The sequence below is a fragment of the Mycobacterium canetti CIPT 140010059 genome, from assembly GCF_000253375.1.
Classification (GTDB): Bacteria; Actinomycetota; Actinomycetes; order Mycobacteriales; family Mycobacteriaceae; genus Mycobacterium; species Mycobacterium tuberculosis.
Genome location: NC_015848.1, coordinates 3,977,991 through 3,994,871, shown reverse-complemented (window position 1 = coordinate 3,994,871; position 16,881 = coordinate 3,977,991). Strand labels below are relative to the sequence as shown.

Below are 16,881 nucleotides of genomic sequence, written 5' to 3'. Positions count from 1 at the left end.
TGCCGTTAGCTTAGCTGCCGTCGGTGCCGGGGCTGCCGCCGTTGCCGTCGTCGCCGTCGGTGCCGCCGCCGGCGCCGGAACCGCCCAAGCCGCCGGCGCCAGCGCCGCCACCGAAGCCGCCGGGTGCGCCTTGGCCGCCGGCGCCGCCGTTGCCACCATTACCGCCGTTACCGCCGTTACCGACGCCGGTGGCAGAGCCGCCGTTGCCGCCGGCGCCGGCATCTCCACCGTCGCCGCCGGTCCCCTCGGCGCCACTGCCGGTGGGCGTTCCCCCGGCACCGCCGGTTCCGCCGTTGCCGCCGCCTCCGCCGAGGCCGCCGTTGCCGTTGGTGCCGCCTGTGCCACCGCCCCCGCCGAGCCCGCCGGCTCCGCCGTTGCCGCCGTCGCCCCCGGCGGCGTTGTCGCCAACGCCGTTGGCGCCATTGCCGCCAGCACCTCCTCGGCCACCGGCACCGCCTTGGCCGCCAGCGAAGTTAGTCCCGCCGGTCCCGCCGGTCCCGCCGTCACCGCCCTCACCGCCGGTGCCGCCGGCGCCGGCGGCGCCGGCTACGCCGCTGCCGAATCCCGCGCTGCCGCCTTCGCCGCCGTCCCCACCGTCACCGCCTTGGCCGCCGGCGCCGCCCTCGCTCGCCACGCCTGTCGTTCCGTTCTGTCCGTCACCGCCGGCTCCGCCGGTGCCGCCGGTGCCGCCGGCCCCGTTGATGCCGCCGGCGCCGGCGCTGCCGCCGGCCCCGCCTTGGCCGCCTTGGCCGCCGGCAAAGCCGTTGCCGTCTTGGGAGAGGGCGCCGCTGTCGCCGGCCCCGCCGTCGCCGCCGCGGCCGCCGGCCCCGCCGATACCGGCGTTGCCCGCGGTTCCGCCGGTGTTGGCCAGGCCGCCGACGCCGGCGTCGCCGCCGGTCCCGCCGGTGCCGCCGGGCCCGCCGATAAAGCCGTCGCCGTCGCCGCCGTGGCCGCCGGCCCCGCCGGCCCCGCCGTTGCCGCCGTCACCGCTGGCGGCGCTGGTGAGCCCGGTGCTGTTTAGGCCGCCTTTGCCGCCTTGGCCGCCGTGGCCGCCGGCACCACCTTGGCCGCCGTCAATGCTGGGGTCCCCGTCGGCGCCGGCGCCGCCGGCGCCCCCGGCCCCGCCGGTGCCGCCGATGCCGCCGTCGCCGGGATCGCCGGCGCCGAATCCGGCGTTGCCGCCGGCCCCGCCGGCCCCGCCTTGGCCGCCGTCCCCGCCGTCGGGTCCGCCGATCAGGGTCGCCGGGGCGCCGTCACCGCCGTCCCCGCCGGTGCCGCCGGTGCCGCCGGCCCCGTTGATGCCGCCGGCGCCGGCGTTGCCGCCGGCCCCGCCTTGGCCGCCTTGGCCGCCGGCAAAGCCGTTGCCGTCTTGGGAGAGGGCGCCGCTGTCGCCGGCCCCGCCTTCGCCGCCGCGGCCGCCGGCCCCGCCGATACCGGCGTTGCCCGCGGCCCCGCCGGTGTTGGCCAGGCCGCCGACGCCGGCGTCGCCGCCGGTCCCGCCGGTGCCGCCGGACCCGCCGATAAAGCCGTCGCCGTCGCCGCCGTGGCCGCCGGCCCCGCCGGTGCCGCCGGCCCCGCCGTCACCGCTGGCGGCGCTGGTGAGCCCGGTGCTGTTTAGGCCGCCTTGGCCGCCTTGGCCGCCGTGGCCGCCGGCACCACCTTGGCCGCCGTCAATGCTGGGGTCCCCGTCGGCGCCGGCGCCGCCGGCGCCCCCGGCCCCGCCGGTGCCGCCGATGCCGCCGTCGCCGGGATCGCCGGCGCCGAATCCGGCGTTGCCGCCGGCCCCGCCGGCCCCGCCTTGGCCGCCGTCCCCGCCGTCGGGTCCGCCGATCAGGGTCGCCGGGGCGCCGTCACCGCCGTCCCCGCCGGTGCCGCCGGTGCCGCCGGCCCCGTTGATGCCGCCGGCGCCGGCGTTGCCGCCGGCCCCGCCTTGGCCGCCTTGGCCGCCGGCGAAGCCGTTGCCGTTCTGGGAGAGGGCGCCGCTGTCGCCGGCCCCGCCGTCGCCGCCGCGGCCGCCGGCCCCGCCGATACCGGCGTTGCCCGCGGCCCCGCCGAAGCCGCCGCCACCACCAGCGCCCGCATCGCCGCCGGCCCCGCCGGTGCCGCCGGACCCGCCGATAAAGCCGTCGCCGTCGCCGCCGGCGCCGCCTTTGCCGCCAGTCCCGCCGTTGCCGCCGGCGCCGCCGTTGGCGTTGACCGAGGTGGTGCTTGCCCCGCCCAGGCCGCCTTGGCCGCCTTGGCCGCCGGCACCACCCTGGCCGCCGTTGAAATTGTTGTCGCCGTCCCCGCCAGCACCGCCGGCGCCCCCGTTGCCGCCATTGCCCGCGGCGCCGCCGGTGCCGGCCTTGGCTGTCAGGCCCACGCCCGCGTTGCCGCCGTTGCCGGCGGCGCCACCGGCTCCACCGTCACCGCCGACCCCGCCGTTGTCGCCGAGACCTGCGGCACCGGTTGCGCCGTCACCGCCGGCCCCGCCGTTGCCGCCGGCCCCGCCGGCCCCGTTGATGCCGCCGGCGCCGGCGCTGCCGCCGTCACCGCCTTGGCCGCCTTGGCCGCCGTCAAAGCCGGAGAGGCCCAGGCCGAGACCGCTGGCCCCCTCGCCGCCGTCACCGCCAACACCGCCGTTTCCGCCGCCGCCGGCCTTACCCGCGGCCCCGCCGAAGCCGCCGCCACCACCAGCGCCCGCATCGCCGCCGGTCCCGCCGGTGCCGCCGGACCCGCCGACGCCCAGGGTTCCCGCGCCACCGGCGCCGCCGTCCCCGCCAGTCCCGCCGTTGCCGCCGGCGCCGCCGTTGGCGTTGACCGAGGTGGTGCTTGCCCCGCCCAGGCCGCCTTGGCCGCCTTGGCCGCCGGCACCACCCTGGCCGCCGTTGAAATTGTTGTCGCCGGCCCCGCCAGCACCGCCGGCGCCCCCGTTGCCGCCATTGCCCGCGGCGCCGCCGGTGCCGGCCTTGGCTGTCAGGCCCACGCCCGCGTTGCCGCCGTTGCCGGCGGCGCCACCGGCTCCACCGTCACCGCCGACCCCGCCGTTGTCGCCGAGACCTGCGGCACCGGTTGCGCCGTCACCGCCGGCCCCGCCGTTGCCGCCGGCCCCGCCGTTGCCGTTGACACCACCAGAGCCGGCGCTGCCGCCGTCACCGCCTTGGCCGCCTTGGCCGCCGTCAAAGCCGGAGAGGCCCAGGCCGAGACCGCTGGCCCCCTCGCCGCCGTCACCGCCGCGGCCGCCGTCACCGCCGATGCCTGCACTACCGGTTGCGCCGACACCGCCGCCGGTACCGCCGGTGCCGGTCGCCCCGCCGGCCCCGCCGGCGCCGGCCGCTCCACCGATGCCGCCGGCACCACCGGCGAACCCAGCACCGCTGGGGTTATCCGCGCCGGACCCGCCGGCACCTCCGGTGCCGCCCTTGCCGCCTGCACCGCCGGCGCCGCCGGAGCCGTTGGTGCCGCCCACACCGCTGTTGCCGCCCGCTCCGCCTTCTCCGCCGGCGCCGCCGGCGAAGCCGGCCCCGCCGATAGCGCTGCTGCCAGCGGCCGCATCCGCACCTGCAGCACCAGCACCACCGACACCACCCGTACCGCCGGTACCGCCGATCCCGGCGTTACCCACGCTGCCCACCGCGCCGCCGGTGCCGCCGGTACCGATGGCGCCGCCGGCCCCGCCGGCGCCGGCCGCTCCACCGGTGCCGCCGGTGCCGCCGGTGCCGCCGACGCCGGTGGGGTTGTCGGCGCCGGAGCCGCCAGCACCCCCCATCCCGCCTTGTCCACCGGTGCCGCCAGCGCCGCCAGAGCCGTTGGTGCCACCGACACCGCTGTTGCCGCCCGCTCCGCCTTCTCCGCCGGCGCCACCGGCAAACCCGGTGCCGCCGATGGCGCCGGTAGCGGTCGCGTCCGCGCCGGCACCACCCGCGCCGCCGGCGCCGCCTTGCCCGCCGGTGCCGCCGATCCCTGCATTGCCAACGGCGCCGACAACGCCACCGGTGCCGCCGGTGCCGGCCGCTCCGCCGGCCCCGCCGGCGCCGGCCGCTCCACCTGTGCCGCCGGTGCCGCCGCTACCGCCGATGCCGGTGGGGTTGTCAGCGCCCGAGCCGCCGGCACCACCGGCGCCGCCCGCGCCGCCGGTGCCGCCTTGCCCGCCGGAGCCGTTGGTGCCGCCAACCCCGGTGTTGCCGCCGGCCCCGCCGGCCCCGCCGGCTCCACCGGCAAACCCGGTGCCGCCGGTGGCACCGGTAGCGGTCGCATCCGTGCCGGCGCCGCCCGCGCCGCCGGTACCGCCTTGGCCGCCGGTGCCGCCGACACCGGCCTTGCCCGCGGCGCCGACAACCCCGCCGGTTCCTCCGGTGCCGCCGGCCCCGCCGGCACCGCCGACGCCGGCGTTACCGCCAGTTCCACCCGCGCCGCCGTCGGCGCCAATCCCGCTGGCATTGTCAGCACCGGAGCCACCCATGCCGCCGGCGCCGCCTTGTCCGCCGGTGCCGCCGGCACCGCCGGAGCCGTTGATGCCACCGGCAATGGCGTTGCCGCCGGCGCCGCCTTTGCCGCCGGCCCCGCCAGCGAACCCGGTACCACCGGTTTGACCTGTGCTGGCGGGGGCGTCGGCGCCGGCCGCTCCGGCTCCGCCAGCCCCACCCTGGCCGCCGGTGCCGCCAACCCCAACAGCACCCGCCGCGCCTCCGGCGCTGAAGAGCTGGCCCGCGGCACCACCGGCCCCGCCGAGGCCAGCCACGCCGCCGACACCGCCCTCACCACCAGTGCCACCGACACCCCCCAGAACGCCATCGCCGCCGGCCCCGCCAGCACCCCCGGTGCCCCCGGCGCCGCCGAGGCCGCCCTGTCCGCCAGCGCCCAGCAGCAGTGCGCCGCGACCGCCGGCGCCACCGGCGCCGCCGGTACCGCCCGTGCCGCCGGTACCACCCAATGGGCCACCATCGCTGCCGGCACCACCTGCCCCGCCTTGCCCGCCGGCCCCGCCGGCCCCGCCGGGTGCCAGCCATCCGCCGTCGCCGCCGACTCCGCCGTGTCCGCCGGTCCCGCCGGTAGCACCGGGCCCGCCGTCGGTGCCCGCCCCACCCGCGCCGCCCGCGCCGCCGGCGCCGAACAACAGCTCGGCGCGGCCGCCGGCCCCGCCGGTGCCCCCACCGGCCCCACCGACACCGCCGGCCCCGCCGCCGCCCCAGATCAAACCACCGGGCCCACCCGCCCCGCCGGTGCCGCCACCGGCCCCACCGACACCGCCGGCCCCGCCAACCCCGAACAGCCACCCACCGGCGCCGCCGGCGCCGCCGGTGCCCCCACCGCTGCCGCCGGCCCCGCCGGGCCCGCCGTTGCCCCACAATCCGGCGGGCCCGCCAGCCCCGCCGGCCTGGCCGGGCGCCCCGGCTGCCCCGGCCCCGCCGTTGCCGAACAGCAGACCGCCGGCCCCGCCGGCCCCGCCGGGAGTCGTCGCATTGGCGCCGTCACCGATTAACGGGCGCCCCAGCAGCGCCTGGGTGGGCGCATTGATCACGCCCAGCACGATCTGCTCAGCGGCGGCGGCCTCGGCCGAGGCATATGCGCCCGCGCCGGTACTCAAGGCCTGCACAAACCGCTGGTGGTAGGCCGCCACCTGCGCACTAATCGCCTGGTACTCCAGGCCAAACCCGCCGAACAGCGCCGCAATACGGGCAGACACCTCATCGGCGCCGGCAGCCAGCACCTGCGTGGTCGCACTGGCGGCCGCCGCGTTGGCCGCGCTGACCGACGAACCCAGATTCGTCAGATCCCCCGCGGCTGCTGTCACGAATTCCGGTGCGATCAACACGAACGACATGGGCGAACTCCCAACCGGACGGCGCGGCCACCGCGGCATAATTGACGCAGTAGTTAGGCCAGGATCTTATTCGTCACCCGCCCAACACGTCTACGTTTTCCAGTACCGCCACCTGCGCAATACGGGTCGAACGCCAAAACAGTTGCTCCACGTATCAGAACTCGGGCATAAGTCTCGACGAGTGCCGTGAAGCGGCGTGTAGCGCGAGTGGCGGCACCACCTGAAAGACGAGGGTGGCGTACCGGACCGGTGTCACGGGCCGTGCTAGCTACGGTGATCGCCGGTCAACCTCACGCGACGCCGCCCAGCCCGGCAGCGCCGCCGTCGCCGCCGGTGCCGCCGTCGCCGCCGGTACCGCCGGTGGCGCCGCTGCCAGCGTTGCCGTTGTCGCCGTCCTCGCTCGCGCCGCCGGCGCCGCCATTGCCGCCGGCATTGCCGTTGCCGGCGAACCCGCCCGTGCCGCCGGCGCCGCCGGCCCCGCTGGCGCCGCCGTTGCCGCCGGTCCCCCCGCCGCCGGCGATAACGCCGGTGCCGCCGTTGCCGCCTCCCCCGCCGGTGCCGCCGTCGCCGCCGGCCCCGCCCGTGCCGCCGGAACCGCCATTGCCTGCGGTGCCGCCGAAACCGGCGAAGCCGCCGGTGCCGCCGTTGCCGCCATCGCCACCTGCCGCGCCAACCGAGCCGACCCCGCCGGTGCCACCGTTGCCGCCGTTGCCACCGGCGCCGGTGCCGTTGTTGCTGCCGCCGTTGCCGCCGTCACCGCCGAACCCGCCGTCAATGCCTTTGCCGCCACGTCCACCGGCCCCGCCGGCGCCACCGGTGCCTCCGTCGCCGCCATTGGCGCCGCCGCCACCGGCGTTACCGCCGTCCCCGCCGGAGCCGCCGGTGCCGGCGTTGACAGCGCCGTCGTTGCCGTTGCCGCCGGCCCCGCCGTTGCCGGCGGTGCCGGTGGCACCGGCCGCGATGTTTCCGCCGTCGCCGCCTTTCCCGCCGGCGGAGCCGTTGCCGCCAGCGGGTTGGCCTGCGATGGTGCCGTTGGTTGCGTTGCCGCCGTTGCCGCCGTTGCCTGCGGTGCTGCCGGCGGATCCGTCGGTTACGCTGCCGCCGGCGCCACCGTTGCCGCCGGCCGCAAACTGGCCGCCGTCGCCACCTTTGCCGCCATTTCCGGCCTTGGCCACCCCGTTGGTGCCGGTTGCCGAGGCGTCGCCGCCGGTTCCGCCATTACCGCCGGGCCCGCCGAGAATGCTGCCGACTCCGCCTTCTCCGCCCTTTCCACCGGTGGCTGTGCCGCCGTTGGCGTTGGTGGATCCGGTGCCCCCGGCGCCACCGTCACCGCCCTGTTGGACTTGAGTGATTGGCGTTGGCGGGGGCGGGGCAACCATGGGGCTGCCGGGAGTGCCGGGCCCGCCGTTACCGCCGGTGGGGTCTCCGGCGCTGCCGGCAGTGCCGGTCGCGGCCTGTGGCTCAGTCGGCATGAATACGACGTTGACAGCGTCGGCGCCGTCACCGCCTTTACCGCCGTCACCGCCGTTGCCGCCATCGCCGCCGATGCCCTGGCTGCCAGCGTTACCGCCGGTAGTGGGGCCGGGCGCCCCGGCGAGGCCGGGCGCGCCGCCGTTGCTTCCGGTGCCACCGTGGCCACCGGCCCCGCCGTTGGGTGTGGGCAAGCTGGTGGCCGGGACGAACTGGGCGCCGACGGTGCCGTGGGCGCCGTCACCGCCGTCACCGCCGTTGCCGCCGTTGCCGCCGTTGCCACCGTTGCCGCCGCTAAGGCCGGTGCCGCCGGTTCCGCCCGCACCGCCGCTACCCGCGTTGCCGGCGTTGCCGCCGTTGCCGCCGCTGCCGGAGGCGCCGCTGGTGGTATTGCCACCGAAGTCGCCGGAGCCGCCGTTTCCACCGGCGCCGGCGTTGCCGCCGTTGCCGCCGTTGCCGCCGTTGCCGGCTGGCGTGCCGGTGGCGCCGTCGCCGCCGGTGCCACCCGCGCCGCCGCCACCGCCGTTGCCGCCGTCACCGGCGTTGCCGCCGTTCCCGGGCACGGTGATGGTGGTGCCCTGTGCGCCGATGCCGCCGGCGCCACCCTTGCCGGCGTGTCCGCCGGACCCTCCAGTGCCTCCGGCGCCGCCACCGATCGGGGCACCGGATCCGGCGGTGCCGCCACTACCGCCCTGGCCGCCGTTGCCGCCGTCGCCGCCGCTGCCGCCCGCGCCGCCGTGCGGCGCCTTCCCGACGCCGTCGCCGGGAATCACGGCGTTGCCGCCCGCACCGCCGGCGCCACCCTGGCCGGCATTGCCGCCCTGGCCGCCGGCCCCGCCGTTACCGCCGGCCCCGCCGGCATTGCCGCCTGCGCCGCCGGCGCCACCGTCGCCGCCGTCGCCACCTTTGGCGCCGGTGCCCCCGGCAGGCTCTGTGCCAGTGCCCGGTATGCCGTTGCCGCCGGCCCCGCCAATGCCTCCCGCACCGCCGTCACCGCCATTACCACCGCTGCCGCCGGTTCCGCCATTGGCGCCGGCGGCCCCGCCTACGCCGCCGTTGCCACCGGCGCCGCCGTTGAAGCCGGCTTCGCCGTTCACCCCGAAGTTGCCGCTGTTGCCGGTGCCAGCCTTGCCGCCGCCGCCGTTGCCGCCCGCGCCGCCGTCGCCGCCGACGCCCCCAGTGCCCTGGCTGCCCGCGGTGCCGCCGTTGGCGGCCCCGCCTGCGCCGCCGGCGCCGCCGTCGCCGCCGGCGCCGCCTTCGCCACCGACTGGGGCATTGGTGCTGTTGTTGCCGGCATTGCCGCCGTTGCCGCCGCTGCCGCCGTTGCCGCCGTTACCGCCGGTACCGCCGGTACCGCCCGGGCCGCCGGCGGCCCCGCCGGCCCCGCCGGCCCCGCCGGCCCCGCCGGGCTCCCCGGCGCCGCCGGGGGTGTCGGGGTTGAGGGTGTTGTCGGCGCCGTTCACGCCTCCGGTGCCGTTGCCGCCGTCACCGCCGGCCCCGCCGTCGCCGCCATCACCTGTGTTGCCGGCATGGCCGCCGTTGCCGGCGCCGGCCGCGCCGCCGGACCCGCCGGCGCCGCCGATCCCGCCGTCGCCGCCCTTGCCGCCGGGATTGCCGGTGCTGCCGGCGTCGTTGCCGGCGCTGCCGGCACCGCCGGTGCCACCTTTGCCGCCGGTGCCGCCGTCGCCGGCGACCCCGCCTGTCACCGCGGCCCCACCTATTCCGCCGTTACCGCCTTTGCCGCCAGCGAAGCCAGGGTCGCCGTTCGCGCCGAAGCCCACCACAGCAGCGGCGTCAGCGCCGTTGCCGCCGGTGCCGCCGGTGCCGCCGGTGCCGCCGGCCCCGACGCCGCCGGCTAGGCCGCCGCTGGTGAGAGCCCCGCGAGCGCCTGCGGCTCCGCCGGCGCCGGCCGCGCCGCCAGTGCCGCCGTCGCCCCCGGTACCGGCGGCGATGATGGTGGTGCCGTCTCCGCCGGCGCCGCCCATGCCGCCGGTGCCGCCTTGGCCGCCCATGCCGCCGGCGCCGCCGTGGCCGAACAGCACTGGGCCTGCGCCGCCGGCCCCTCCGGTGCCGCCGTCGCCGCCTTGGCCGCCTTTGCCGCCGGTGCCGCCGGCGCTGGCGGCCGCGTCGCCGGCCGTGCCGTCGCCGCCTTGCCCGCCGGTGCCGCCGTCGCCGCCGTTCATGAACAACCCCCCGGCGCCGCCGTTGCCGCCGTTGCCGCCGGCGCCGGCGGCACCGCCGGCGCCGGTACCCTGGCCACCGATCCCGCCAGCGCCGCCGACACCACCAGCGCCGATCAGCAGCGCGCCGTTGCCGCCGTTGCCGCCGGTGCCGCCGGTGCCGCCGCCGGTGCCACCCATGCCGCCGGCGCCGCCGAGGCCGCCGCCGCCGATCAGCAGCGCGCCGTTGCCGCCGTTGCCTCCGGTGCCGCCCATGGCGCCGGCAGCGCCGGTGCCGCCGATACCGCCGGTGCCGCCGGCGCCGAACAGCCACCCGCCGTTACCGCCGTTGCCGCCGGCGGCGCCGCCGCTGCCGCCCGCGCCGCCCGCGCCGCCGTTGCCCCACAGTCCGGCCGACCCGCCATTACCGCCGGCCTGGCCCGCCGCGCCGGGCGCGCCGTTGCCGCCGCTGCCGAATAGCCATCCGCCGTCGCCCCCGTTACCGCCCGGCGTCGTCGCGTTGGCCCCATTACCGATCAACGGGCGCGATAACAGCGTCTGCGCAGACGCGCTTACCGCACCCATGGCTGACTGTAGCGGCGACGCGTTGGCCGCCTCGGCAAAGGCGTACGCCCCGGCACCGGCCGTCAGGGCTTGCACGAACTGGCTGTGAAACGCTGCTACCTGAGCGGCCGCCGCTTGGTAGCCCTGGGCGTGTTGGGAGAACAGCGCGGCGATGGCCGTCGATACCTCGTCGGCGGCCGCGGAGACCACCGCCGTCGTCGAAGCGGCCGCCGACGCGTTTTCGTGGGCCAGCGAGGCGCCGATGCGCTTGAGATCCGTGGCCACCGCCGCCACGGTCTCCGGCGAAACCAACACAAACGACATCCGGTACCTCGCACCAGCCCAAGCCGAACCCGGCCGCGGCCGTGCATCATCGGTGCAATTGCTAGGAATGGATCGTATCGCGATCCGGGCAGCTCATTCGGCGGTTCTACCCGATTATTCGGGTCCACCATCCGGCCAGATCCCGGTGAGCATGGTGGCGCGCCGTGAGGCTACCGGCGAATCGGCCACACCGGATCGGCGCAGGCGACACCTTCGGCCGACAACTGGCGCTTGATCACCTTGAAGGTCATGGTGCGCGGCAGCCCCGCGCTGGCCCGCACATACGACGGCCACTGCTTGTGCCCCAGGTCGGGCTGCTCGGCCAGAAACGCCCGGAACTTGTCGGCATCGAATTTGGTGCCGGGCGCCAACACTAACGCGGCCATCACCTGATCACCCACCACCGGATCGGGTACCGGATACACAGCGACCTCGGTGGCGTCCGGGTAGCGCATCAGCACCCGCTCGATCGGGGCGGTGCCTAGATTTTCACCGTCGACTCGCATCCAGTCGCCGAGCCGACCGGCGAAATAGGCGTAGCCGGCGTCGTCGCGATAGGCGAGGTCGCCACTATGGTAGACGCCGCCGGCCATCCGCTCGGCCTCGGCGGCCTCGTCGTTGTAATAGCCTTCGAAACCGCCCGGCCCGGCGGTGTTGACCAGTTCGCCGACCACTCCTGTCGGGCACGGTTCGCCGGTGTCGGGGTCGACGATTTGGATTCCCCCCGGCAGTGGGCCCAGGGCACCCGCCGGGGTGTCGAGTGTCCGCGTGATCGCCACCCCGCCTTCAGTCGAGCCGAAGCCGTCCATGACAACGCAGCCGAACCTGCGCCCGAAACGGTCGATGTCACCGGGTACTCCCTCGTTGCCGTACACCGCCCGCAGCGGGTTGTCCGCGTCGTCGGGAAGCTCCGGTGTCGCAAGCACATACGAAAGAGGCTTGCCCACGTAGTTGGCGTAAGTGGCGCCATAACGGCGGACGTCGGCCAGGAACTGCGACGCCGAAAATTTGCGTCGCAACGCCATTGAGCCTTGGCAGGCCGCAGCCACCGCCCAGCCGACCAGCACCGCGTTGGAATGGAACAACGGCATCGAGACGTAGCAGACGTCGTCGCGGCCCAGACTGAAGCGCTGCGTGATCGTCACGCCGGCGATCGCAACCTTGCGGTGGCTGCACTTCACCGCCTTCGGGTCGCCGCTGGTGCCCGAGGTGAAGATCAGCATGAAAAGGTCTGCGAGATCCGCGGATCGAAAACGCACCTCGGTATCCCGGTGTGCGGCCACCTCGTCGGTCCATTCGGGGGAGTCGACATTGATGTGCTCGACATCGGCCGGTACCTCCGCCGATCCCGAGCCGGTGAGCACCAACTGGCAGTCGGCTTTAGCGATGTCGCCGGCCAGTGCCGCGCCGCGGCGCACCGGGTTGAGGCCCACCGGGACGATCCCCGACAGCGCGCCGGCCACCAGTGTCGCCGAGAAGAACGGCGTGTTCTGCAGTAACACACCGACATGTGGCGGCCGCGCCGGGTCCAGGCGTTCCCGCAGCGCTGCGGCGATTGCGGCACCGTGGCGGATGTGGTCGCGCCAACTGGTGAACGAGTCCTCGAAATAGACGCCCCGATCGTCGATTTCGGATAGCGGCAGCAGAAGTTCGGTGACGGTCGGGTTCAATGCGCCCGCTCCTCCTCGGTCCGCTGCGCGGACCGCATCGTCGCCGGTCGGGTTCAATGCGCCCGCTCCTTCTCGGTTCGCTGCGCGGACCGCATCGTCGACGGGCGGGTTCGATGCGCCCGCTCCTTCTCGGTTCGCTGCGCGGACCGCATCGTCGCCGGGCTAGGCAGGGGTTTCCGCCAGTTCACGGCCGATTCGGCGGAGCTGACCGGTGGCGCCGCCCAACGCGAACTCGGTCTGCTTGGCGGCCAGGAAATACCGGTGCACGGGATGATCGGTGTCGACGCCGACGCCGCCATGCACATGCACGATGGTATGCGCCACCCGATGCCCGGCTTCGGCGGCCCAGAACCCCGCGGTGGCGACGTCGATGTCGGCTGGCTGGGGGCACTCCCGGCTTGCCAGGGAATCTTCGGCCACCCGCCAGGCCGCCTGGGTGAGCGTCAGCCGCAATCCCTTAACGTCGATGTAGCCGTCGGCCAGCCGTTGCCCCACCGCCTGGAAGCTGCCGATCGGGCGGTCGAATTGTTCACGGGTGCGCGCATATTCGGCCGTCATTTGCAGTCCGCGCTCGAGCACACCGAGCTGAAAAGCGGTGCGGCCCAGGGTGGAAAGCGTGCCGAGCCAAACCGCGACATCGGTTCCGCCGACCCTGCGGGCGGTGTCCACTTTGGCCGCGTTTAGCTCGAGGTGTCCGACGCTGCCCAGTCCGGTGGTGGCCAGTGCGGTCACCGCAACCCCTGGGTCGTCGGCGGCAACCAGGAAAACGGCTGCACCGGAATCGGTTTCGGCGGGTACCAGAAATGCGTCGGCCACCGGGCCGTAGCCGACCTGGGTGCGTGTGCCGGTGAGACGGTAGCCATCGCCGGTGTCGGCGGCCTGCACCGGACCCTCGCCCATCTCACCGTCGAGGGCGACGGTGAGGATCTTCTCGCCGGAGACCGCCGACACCCCCCAGCCCTGCTGCAGTTCCGGCGAGCCGAACCGGGTCAGGGCGCCGGCGGCGAGCACCACCGACTCCAGGTAAGGCACCGCGGCCAGTTGATGCCCCAACGCCACCAGCACCGCAACCTGCTCGAGCACGCCGAAGCCGTCGCCGCCCAGCGACTCCGGCGCCGCACTGGACAGGATGCCGGCGTCTATCAGCTTGCGCCACAGCTCGCGGTCGAACCGCTGCTCGAGCTTGTCCAGCTCACGTTGATGCTCCGGCGTGCACACCGCGTCCACGATGGTGTCGACCAGACCACCAAGATCCTGGGCGGCTTCGGTTGTCGTGAAATCCATGACTGTCTTGTCCTCTCAGGTCCGCTCAGCGGTTGGCTCGCGGCAGTCCCAGCGCGACCATGCCGATGATGTCGCGCTGGACTTCGTTGGTGCCGCCGCCGAACGTCAGGATCAGGCACGCCCGGTGCATCCGTTCGACGCGGCCGCGCAGCAACGCGCCTGGCGAATTCTGGCGCAGGGTCGCCGCGGTGCCCAACACCTCCATCAGCAGCCGGTAGGCCTCGGTGGCCAGCTCGGTACCGAACACCTTGGCCGCCGACGCATCGGCCGGTGACGGTCCAGCGTCCTTTGGCCCACTTTGCGAGGAAGCCAGCTCCCAGTTGATCAGCTTGAGGACTTCGGCCTTGGCGTGTACCCGGGCCAGGTTGAGCTGCACCCACTCCGAGTCGATCAGCCTGGTGCCGCCGGCGTCCTTGGTGTTTTGCGCCCATTCGCGGACCTCGCGCAGGCATCCGAAAATCGGTGCCGGCGACACCAGGGCGACCCGCTCGTGGTTGAGCTGGTTGGTCACCAGCTTCCAGCCGGCGTTTTCCTCACCGACCCGGTTGGCCACCGGTACCCGCACGTCGGAGTAGTAGGTGGCGCTGGTGTCCGGACCGGCCATGGTGTGCACTGGAGTCCAGGAGAAGCCCTCAGCGGTCGTCGGAACAATCAACACCGATATGCCACGGTGTTTTTTGGCCCCAGAAGACTCCGGGTTGGTGCGTACCGCTAACCAGACGTAGTCGGCGTACTGAATCAGGCTGGTCCACATCTTCTGGCCGTTGACCACATAGTCGTCGCCGTCGCGAACCGCGGTGGTGCGCAGGTTGGCCAGGTCGGTGCCGGCGCCGGGCTCGGAGTAGCCGATCGAGAAGTGCAGGTCCCCGGCGGCGATCCGGGGCAGGAAAAACCTCTTCTGCTCGTCGGTTCCGTAGGCCATGATCGTCGGCGCCACGCTGTTGATGGTCAGGAACGGCACCGGTGCACCGGCGATGGCGGCTTCATCGGTGAAGATCAGCTGGTCCATCGCCGAGCGGCCCTGGCCGCCGTATTCCTTGGGCCAGCCCAGCGCAAGCCACCCGTCGCGGCCCATTTGCGCGACCGTCTGCCGGTAGACATTGCCGACGCCGTATTCACCCTGGACCGAGCTCAGCGCCTCCCGGCGTTCCGGGGTCATCAACGTGGCGAAGTACGAGCGCAGTTCGCGACGCAGCTCCTCCTGCTGTGGGGTGTAACTGATGCGCATCTCAGCTGCCTCCGATTGAATGATCGCGTCTTTATCACTGGCCGTCACCAGCCGTCCATTAGCTGTCGACAACCAACGCCAACGGCAACCCGTCCGTCTTCCCGGTTGTAACACGTTCTAGTCTCTGAATCCAGCGACCGTTTCCTCGGATGTAGCAGGGCCTTATGGTGGAACTAGCAGCGACCGGGGGGATGGTTAGGGTAAGGAGGGTGCCGTGCGGGTGATCGTGGACCGAGACCGGTGTGAAGGCAACGCGGTGTGCTTGGGAATCGCACCGGATATCTTCGACCTGGACGACGAGGACTATGCCGTGGTCAAGACCGATCCGATCCCGGCTGATCAGGAGGATCTGGCCGAGCAGGCCATAGCGGAATGCCCGCGTGCGGCGTTGTTGCGTGGTGAGTAGGACGGAACTAGAGGTATTCATAAATTGACCGAGTCTAATCGCTCGCCGCGTACCACGAACACGACCGATCTGTCTGGAAAGGTGGCGGTGGTCACCGGCGCGGCCGCGGGTTTGGGTCGGGCCGAAGCGCTCGGCCTGGCCCGGTTGGGCGCCACCGTCGTCGTCAACGACGTTGCTTCCGCCCTGGATGCTTCCGACGTCGTCGACGAGATCGGTGCCGCCGCTGCCGATGCTGGTGCTAAGGCCGTCGCGGTAGCCGGTGACGTCAGCCAGCGCGCGACGGCCGACGAACTACTCGCCAGCGCCGTCGGGCTGGGCGGACTGGACATCGTGGTGAACAACGCCGGCATCACCCGCGACCGGATGTTGTTCAACATGGCCGACGAGGAGTGGGACGCCGTGATCGCGGTGCACCTGCGCGGCCATTTTCTGCTCACCCGCAACGCCGCTGCCTACTGGCGGGACAAAGCCAAGGAGGCCGAAGGGGGATCGGTCTTCGGCCGGCTCGTCAACACCTCGTCGGAGGCGGGTCTGGTGGGCCCGGTGGGGCAGGCGAATTACGCCGCCGCCAAGGCTGGCATCACCGCGCTAACCCTGTCGGCGGCGCGGGCGCTGGGGCGCTACGGGGTTTGCGCCAATGTGATTTGTCCGCGGGCGCGCACCGCGATGACGGCCGATGTCTTCGGCGCCGCACCCGATGTCGAAGCGGGCCAGATCGACCCGCTGTCGCCGCAGCATGTGGTAAGCCTGGTCCAGTTTCTGGCGTCCCCGGCGGCCGCGGAAGTCAACGGTCAGGTGTTCATCGTCTACGGTCCGCAAGTGACGTTGCTGTCGGCGCCGCGCATTGAGCGCCGGTTCAGCGCGGATGACACGGCTTGGGACCCCGTCCAGCTCAGCGCGACGTTGCAGGACTACTTTGCTGGTCGAGATCGCGAGCAGAGTTTTTCCGCGACCGAGTTGATGCGTCAGTAACCTGTGGATGCCGCCGGGCGAGCCCTCGAACCGGTGTCCGCATCACCCTGGCAACAAGTGCCTTAACCAGCGAAATTGACGTGGCTGAGCCGGTATGCGGTTCGTTGACACGGAAAACTTGTTCTGGGTTAGGATGAGCCGGCTCACACCGTGCAACATGCGGGCCCTGAGCGCGTTCAGGAGACTCACAGACTTCGCCGCGAGCAGTAGACGGGGGGACCCCAGTTGATCCAACAACTTGCGGTTCCGGCCCGGGCCGTCGGCGGGTTCTTCGAAATGTCGATGGACACCGCGCGTGCCGCTTTCCGGCGGCCGTTCCAGTTCCGCGAGTTTTTGGACCAGACCTGGATGGTGGCCCGCGTTTCGCTAGTCCCGACGTTGCTGGTGTCCATTCCGTTCACGGTCCTGGTGGCGTTCACCCTCAACATCCTGTTGCGTGAAATTGGGGCCGCCGACTTGTCCGGCGCCGGAACGGCGTTCGGCACCATCACCCAGCTGGGCCCGGTCGTGACTGTGCTGGTGGTGGCCGGTGCTGGTGCCACGGCGATCTGCGCCGACCTGGGCGCCCGCACCATCCGCGAGGAAATCGACGCGATGCGGGTGCTGGGCATCGACCCAATCCAACGGCTCGTGGTCCCCAGGGTGTTGGCGTCCACATTGGTTGCGCTGCTGCTCAACGGCTTGGTGTGCGCCATCGGCCTGTCCGGCGGCTACGCGTTCTCGGTCTTTCTTCAGGGCGTCAACCCGGGTGCGTTTATCAACGGTCTGACCGTGCTCACCGGACTGCGCGAATTGATACTGGCGGAGATCAAGGCGCTGCTGTTCGGGGTCATGGCCGGGTTGGTTGGGTGTTACCGCGGTCTGACGGTCAAGGGTGGGCCCAAGGGGGTGGGCAATGCGGTCAACGAGACCGTCGTCTACGCGTTCATCTGCCTTTTCGTGATCAACGTAGTCATGACCGCTATAGGTGTGCGAATCTCGGCGCAGTAACAAACGACGGT

At 74.0% G+C, this 16,881-nt stretch carries 8 protein-coding genes; 3 read left to right on the top strand and 5 right to left on the bottom strand.

Annotated features, from left to right (window positions below):
• Positions 1-10 precede the first annotated feature (10 nt).
• The 5 genes from MCAN_RS18495 to MCAN_RS18475 all read right to left on the bottom strand — a co-directional run bounded on the left by MCAN_RS18495 (position 11) and on the right by MCAN_RS18475 (position 14,502).
• Complete coding sequence (locus tag MCAN_RS18495) at positions 11-5,803, bottom strand: PE family protein (protein ID WP_014001778.1); 5,793 nt, start codon at positions 5,801-5,803, stop codon at positions 11-13.
• 290 nt (positions 5,804-6,093) lie between these two features.
• Positions 6,094-10,320, bottom strand: a complete 4,227-nt coding sequence (locus MCAN_RS18490) for a PE family protein (protein WP_014001777.1) — start codon at positions 10,318-10,320, stop codon at positions 6,094-6,096.
• A 170-nt stretch (positions 10,321-10,490) separates the two neighbouring features.
• Positions 10,491-11,990, bottom strand: coding sequence for a long-chain-fatty-acid--CoA ligase FadD17 (gene fadD17 / locus MCAN_RS18485; RefSeq protein ID WP_041180313.1), 1,500 nt, complete (start codon positions 11,988-11,990; stop codon positions 10,491-10,493).
• A gap of 162 nt (positions 11,991-12,152) precedes the next feature.
• A complete protein-coding gene (locus tag MCAN_RS18480; RefSeq protein ID WP_014001776.1) occupies positions 12,153-13,274 on the bottom strand; it encodes an acyl-CoA dehydrogenase family protein in 1,122 nt (373 codons plus the stop codon).
• A gap of 25 nt (positions 13,275-13,299) precedes the next feature.
• A complete protein-coding gene (locus tag MCAN_RS18475) occupies positions 13,300-14,502 on the bottom strand; it encodes an acyl-CoA dehydrogenase (RefSeq protein WP_014001775.1) in 1,203 nt (400 codons plus the stop codon).
• A gap of 214 nt (positions 14,503-14,716) precedes the next feature.
• On the opposite strand from MCAN_RS18475, the gene MCAN_RS18470 reads away from it, so the two are divergent.
• The 3 genes from MCAN_RS18470 to MCAN_RS18460 all read left to right on the top strand — a co-directional run bounded on the left by MCAN_RS18470 (position 14,717) and on the right by MCAN_RS18460 (position 16,870).
• Positions 14,717-14,908, top strand: coding sequence for a ferredoxin (locus tag MCAN_RS18470; protein WP_014001774.1), 192 nt, complete (start codon positions 14,717-14,719; stop codon positions 14,906-14,908).
• A 15-nt stretch (positions 14,909-14,923) separates the two neighbouring features.
• Complete coding sequence (locus MCAN_RS18465; protein WP_080603503.1) at positions 14,924-15,880, top strand: 3-oxoacyl-ACP reductase; 957 nt, start codon at positions 14,924-14,926, stop codon at positions 15,878-15,880.
• Between the two features lie 225 nt (positions 15,881-16,105).
• The gene (locus tag MCAN_RS18460) at positions 16,106-16,870 is read left to right on the top strand and encodes an MlaE family ABC transporter permease (RefSeq protein WP_003418986.1); all 765 of its coding nucleotides are present in this window, start codon (positions 16,106-16,108) and stop codon (positions 16,868-16,870) included.
• The last annotated feature ends 11 nt before the right edge of the window (positions 16,871-16,881 follow it).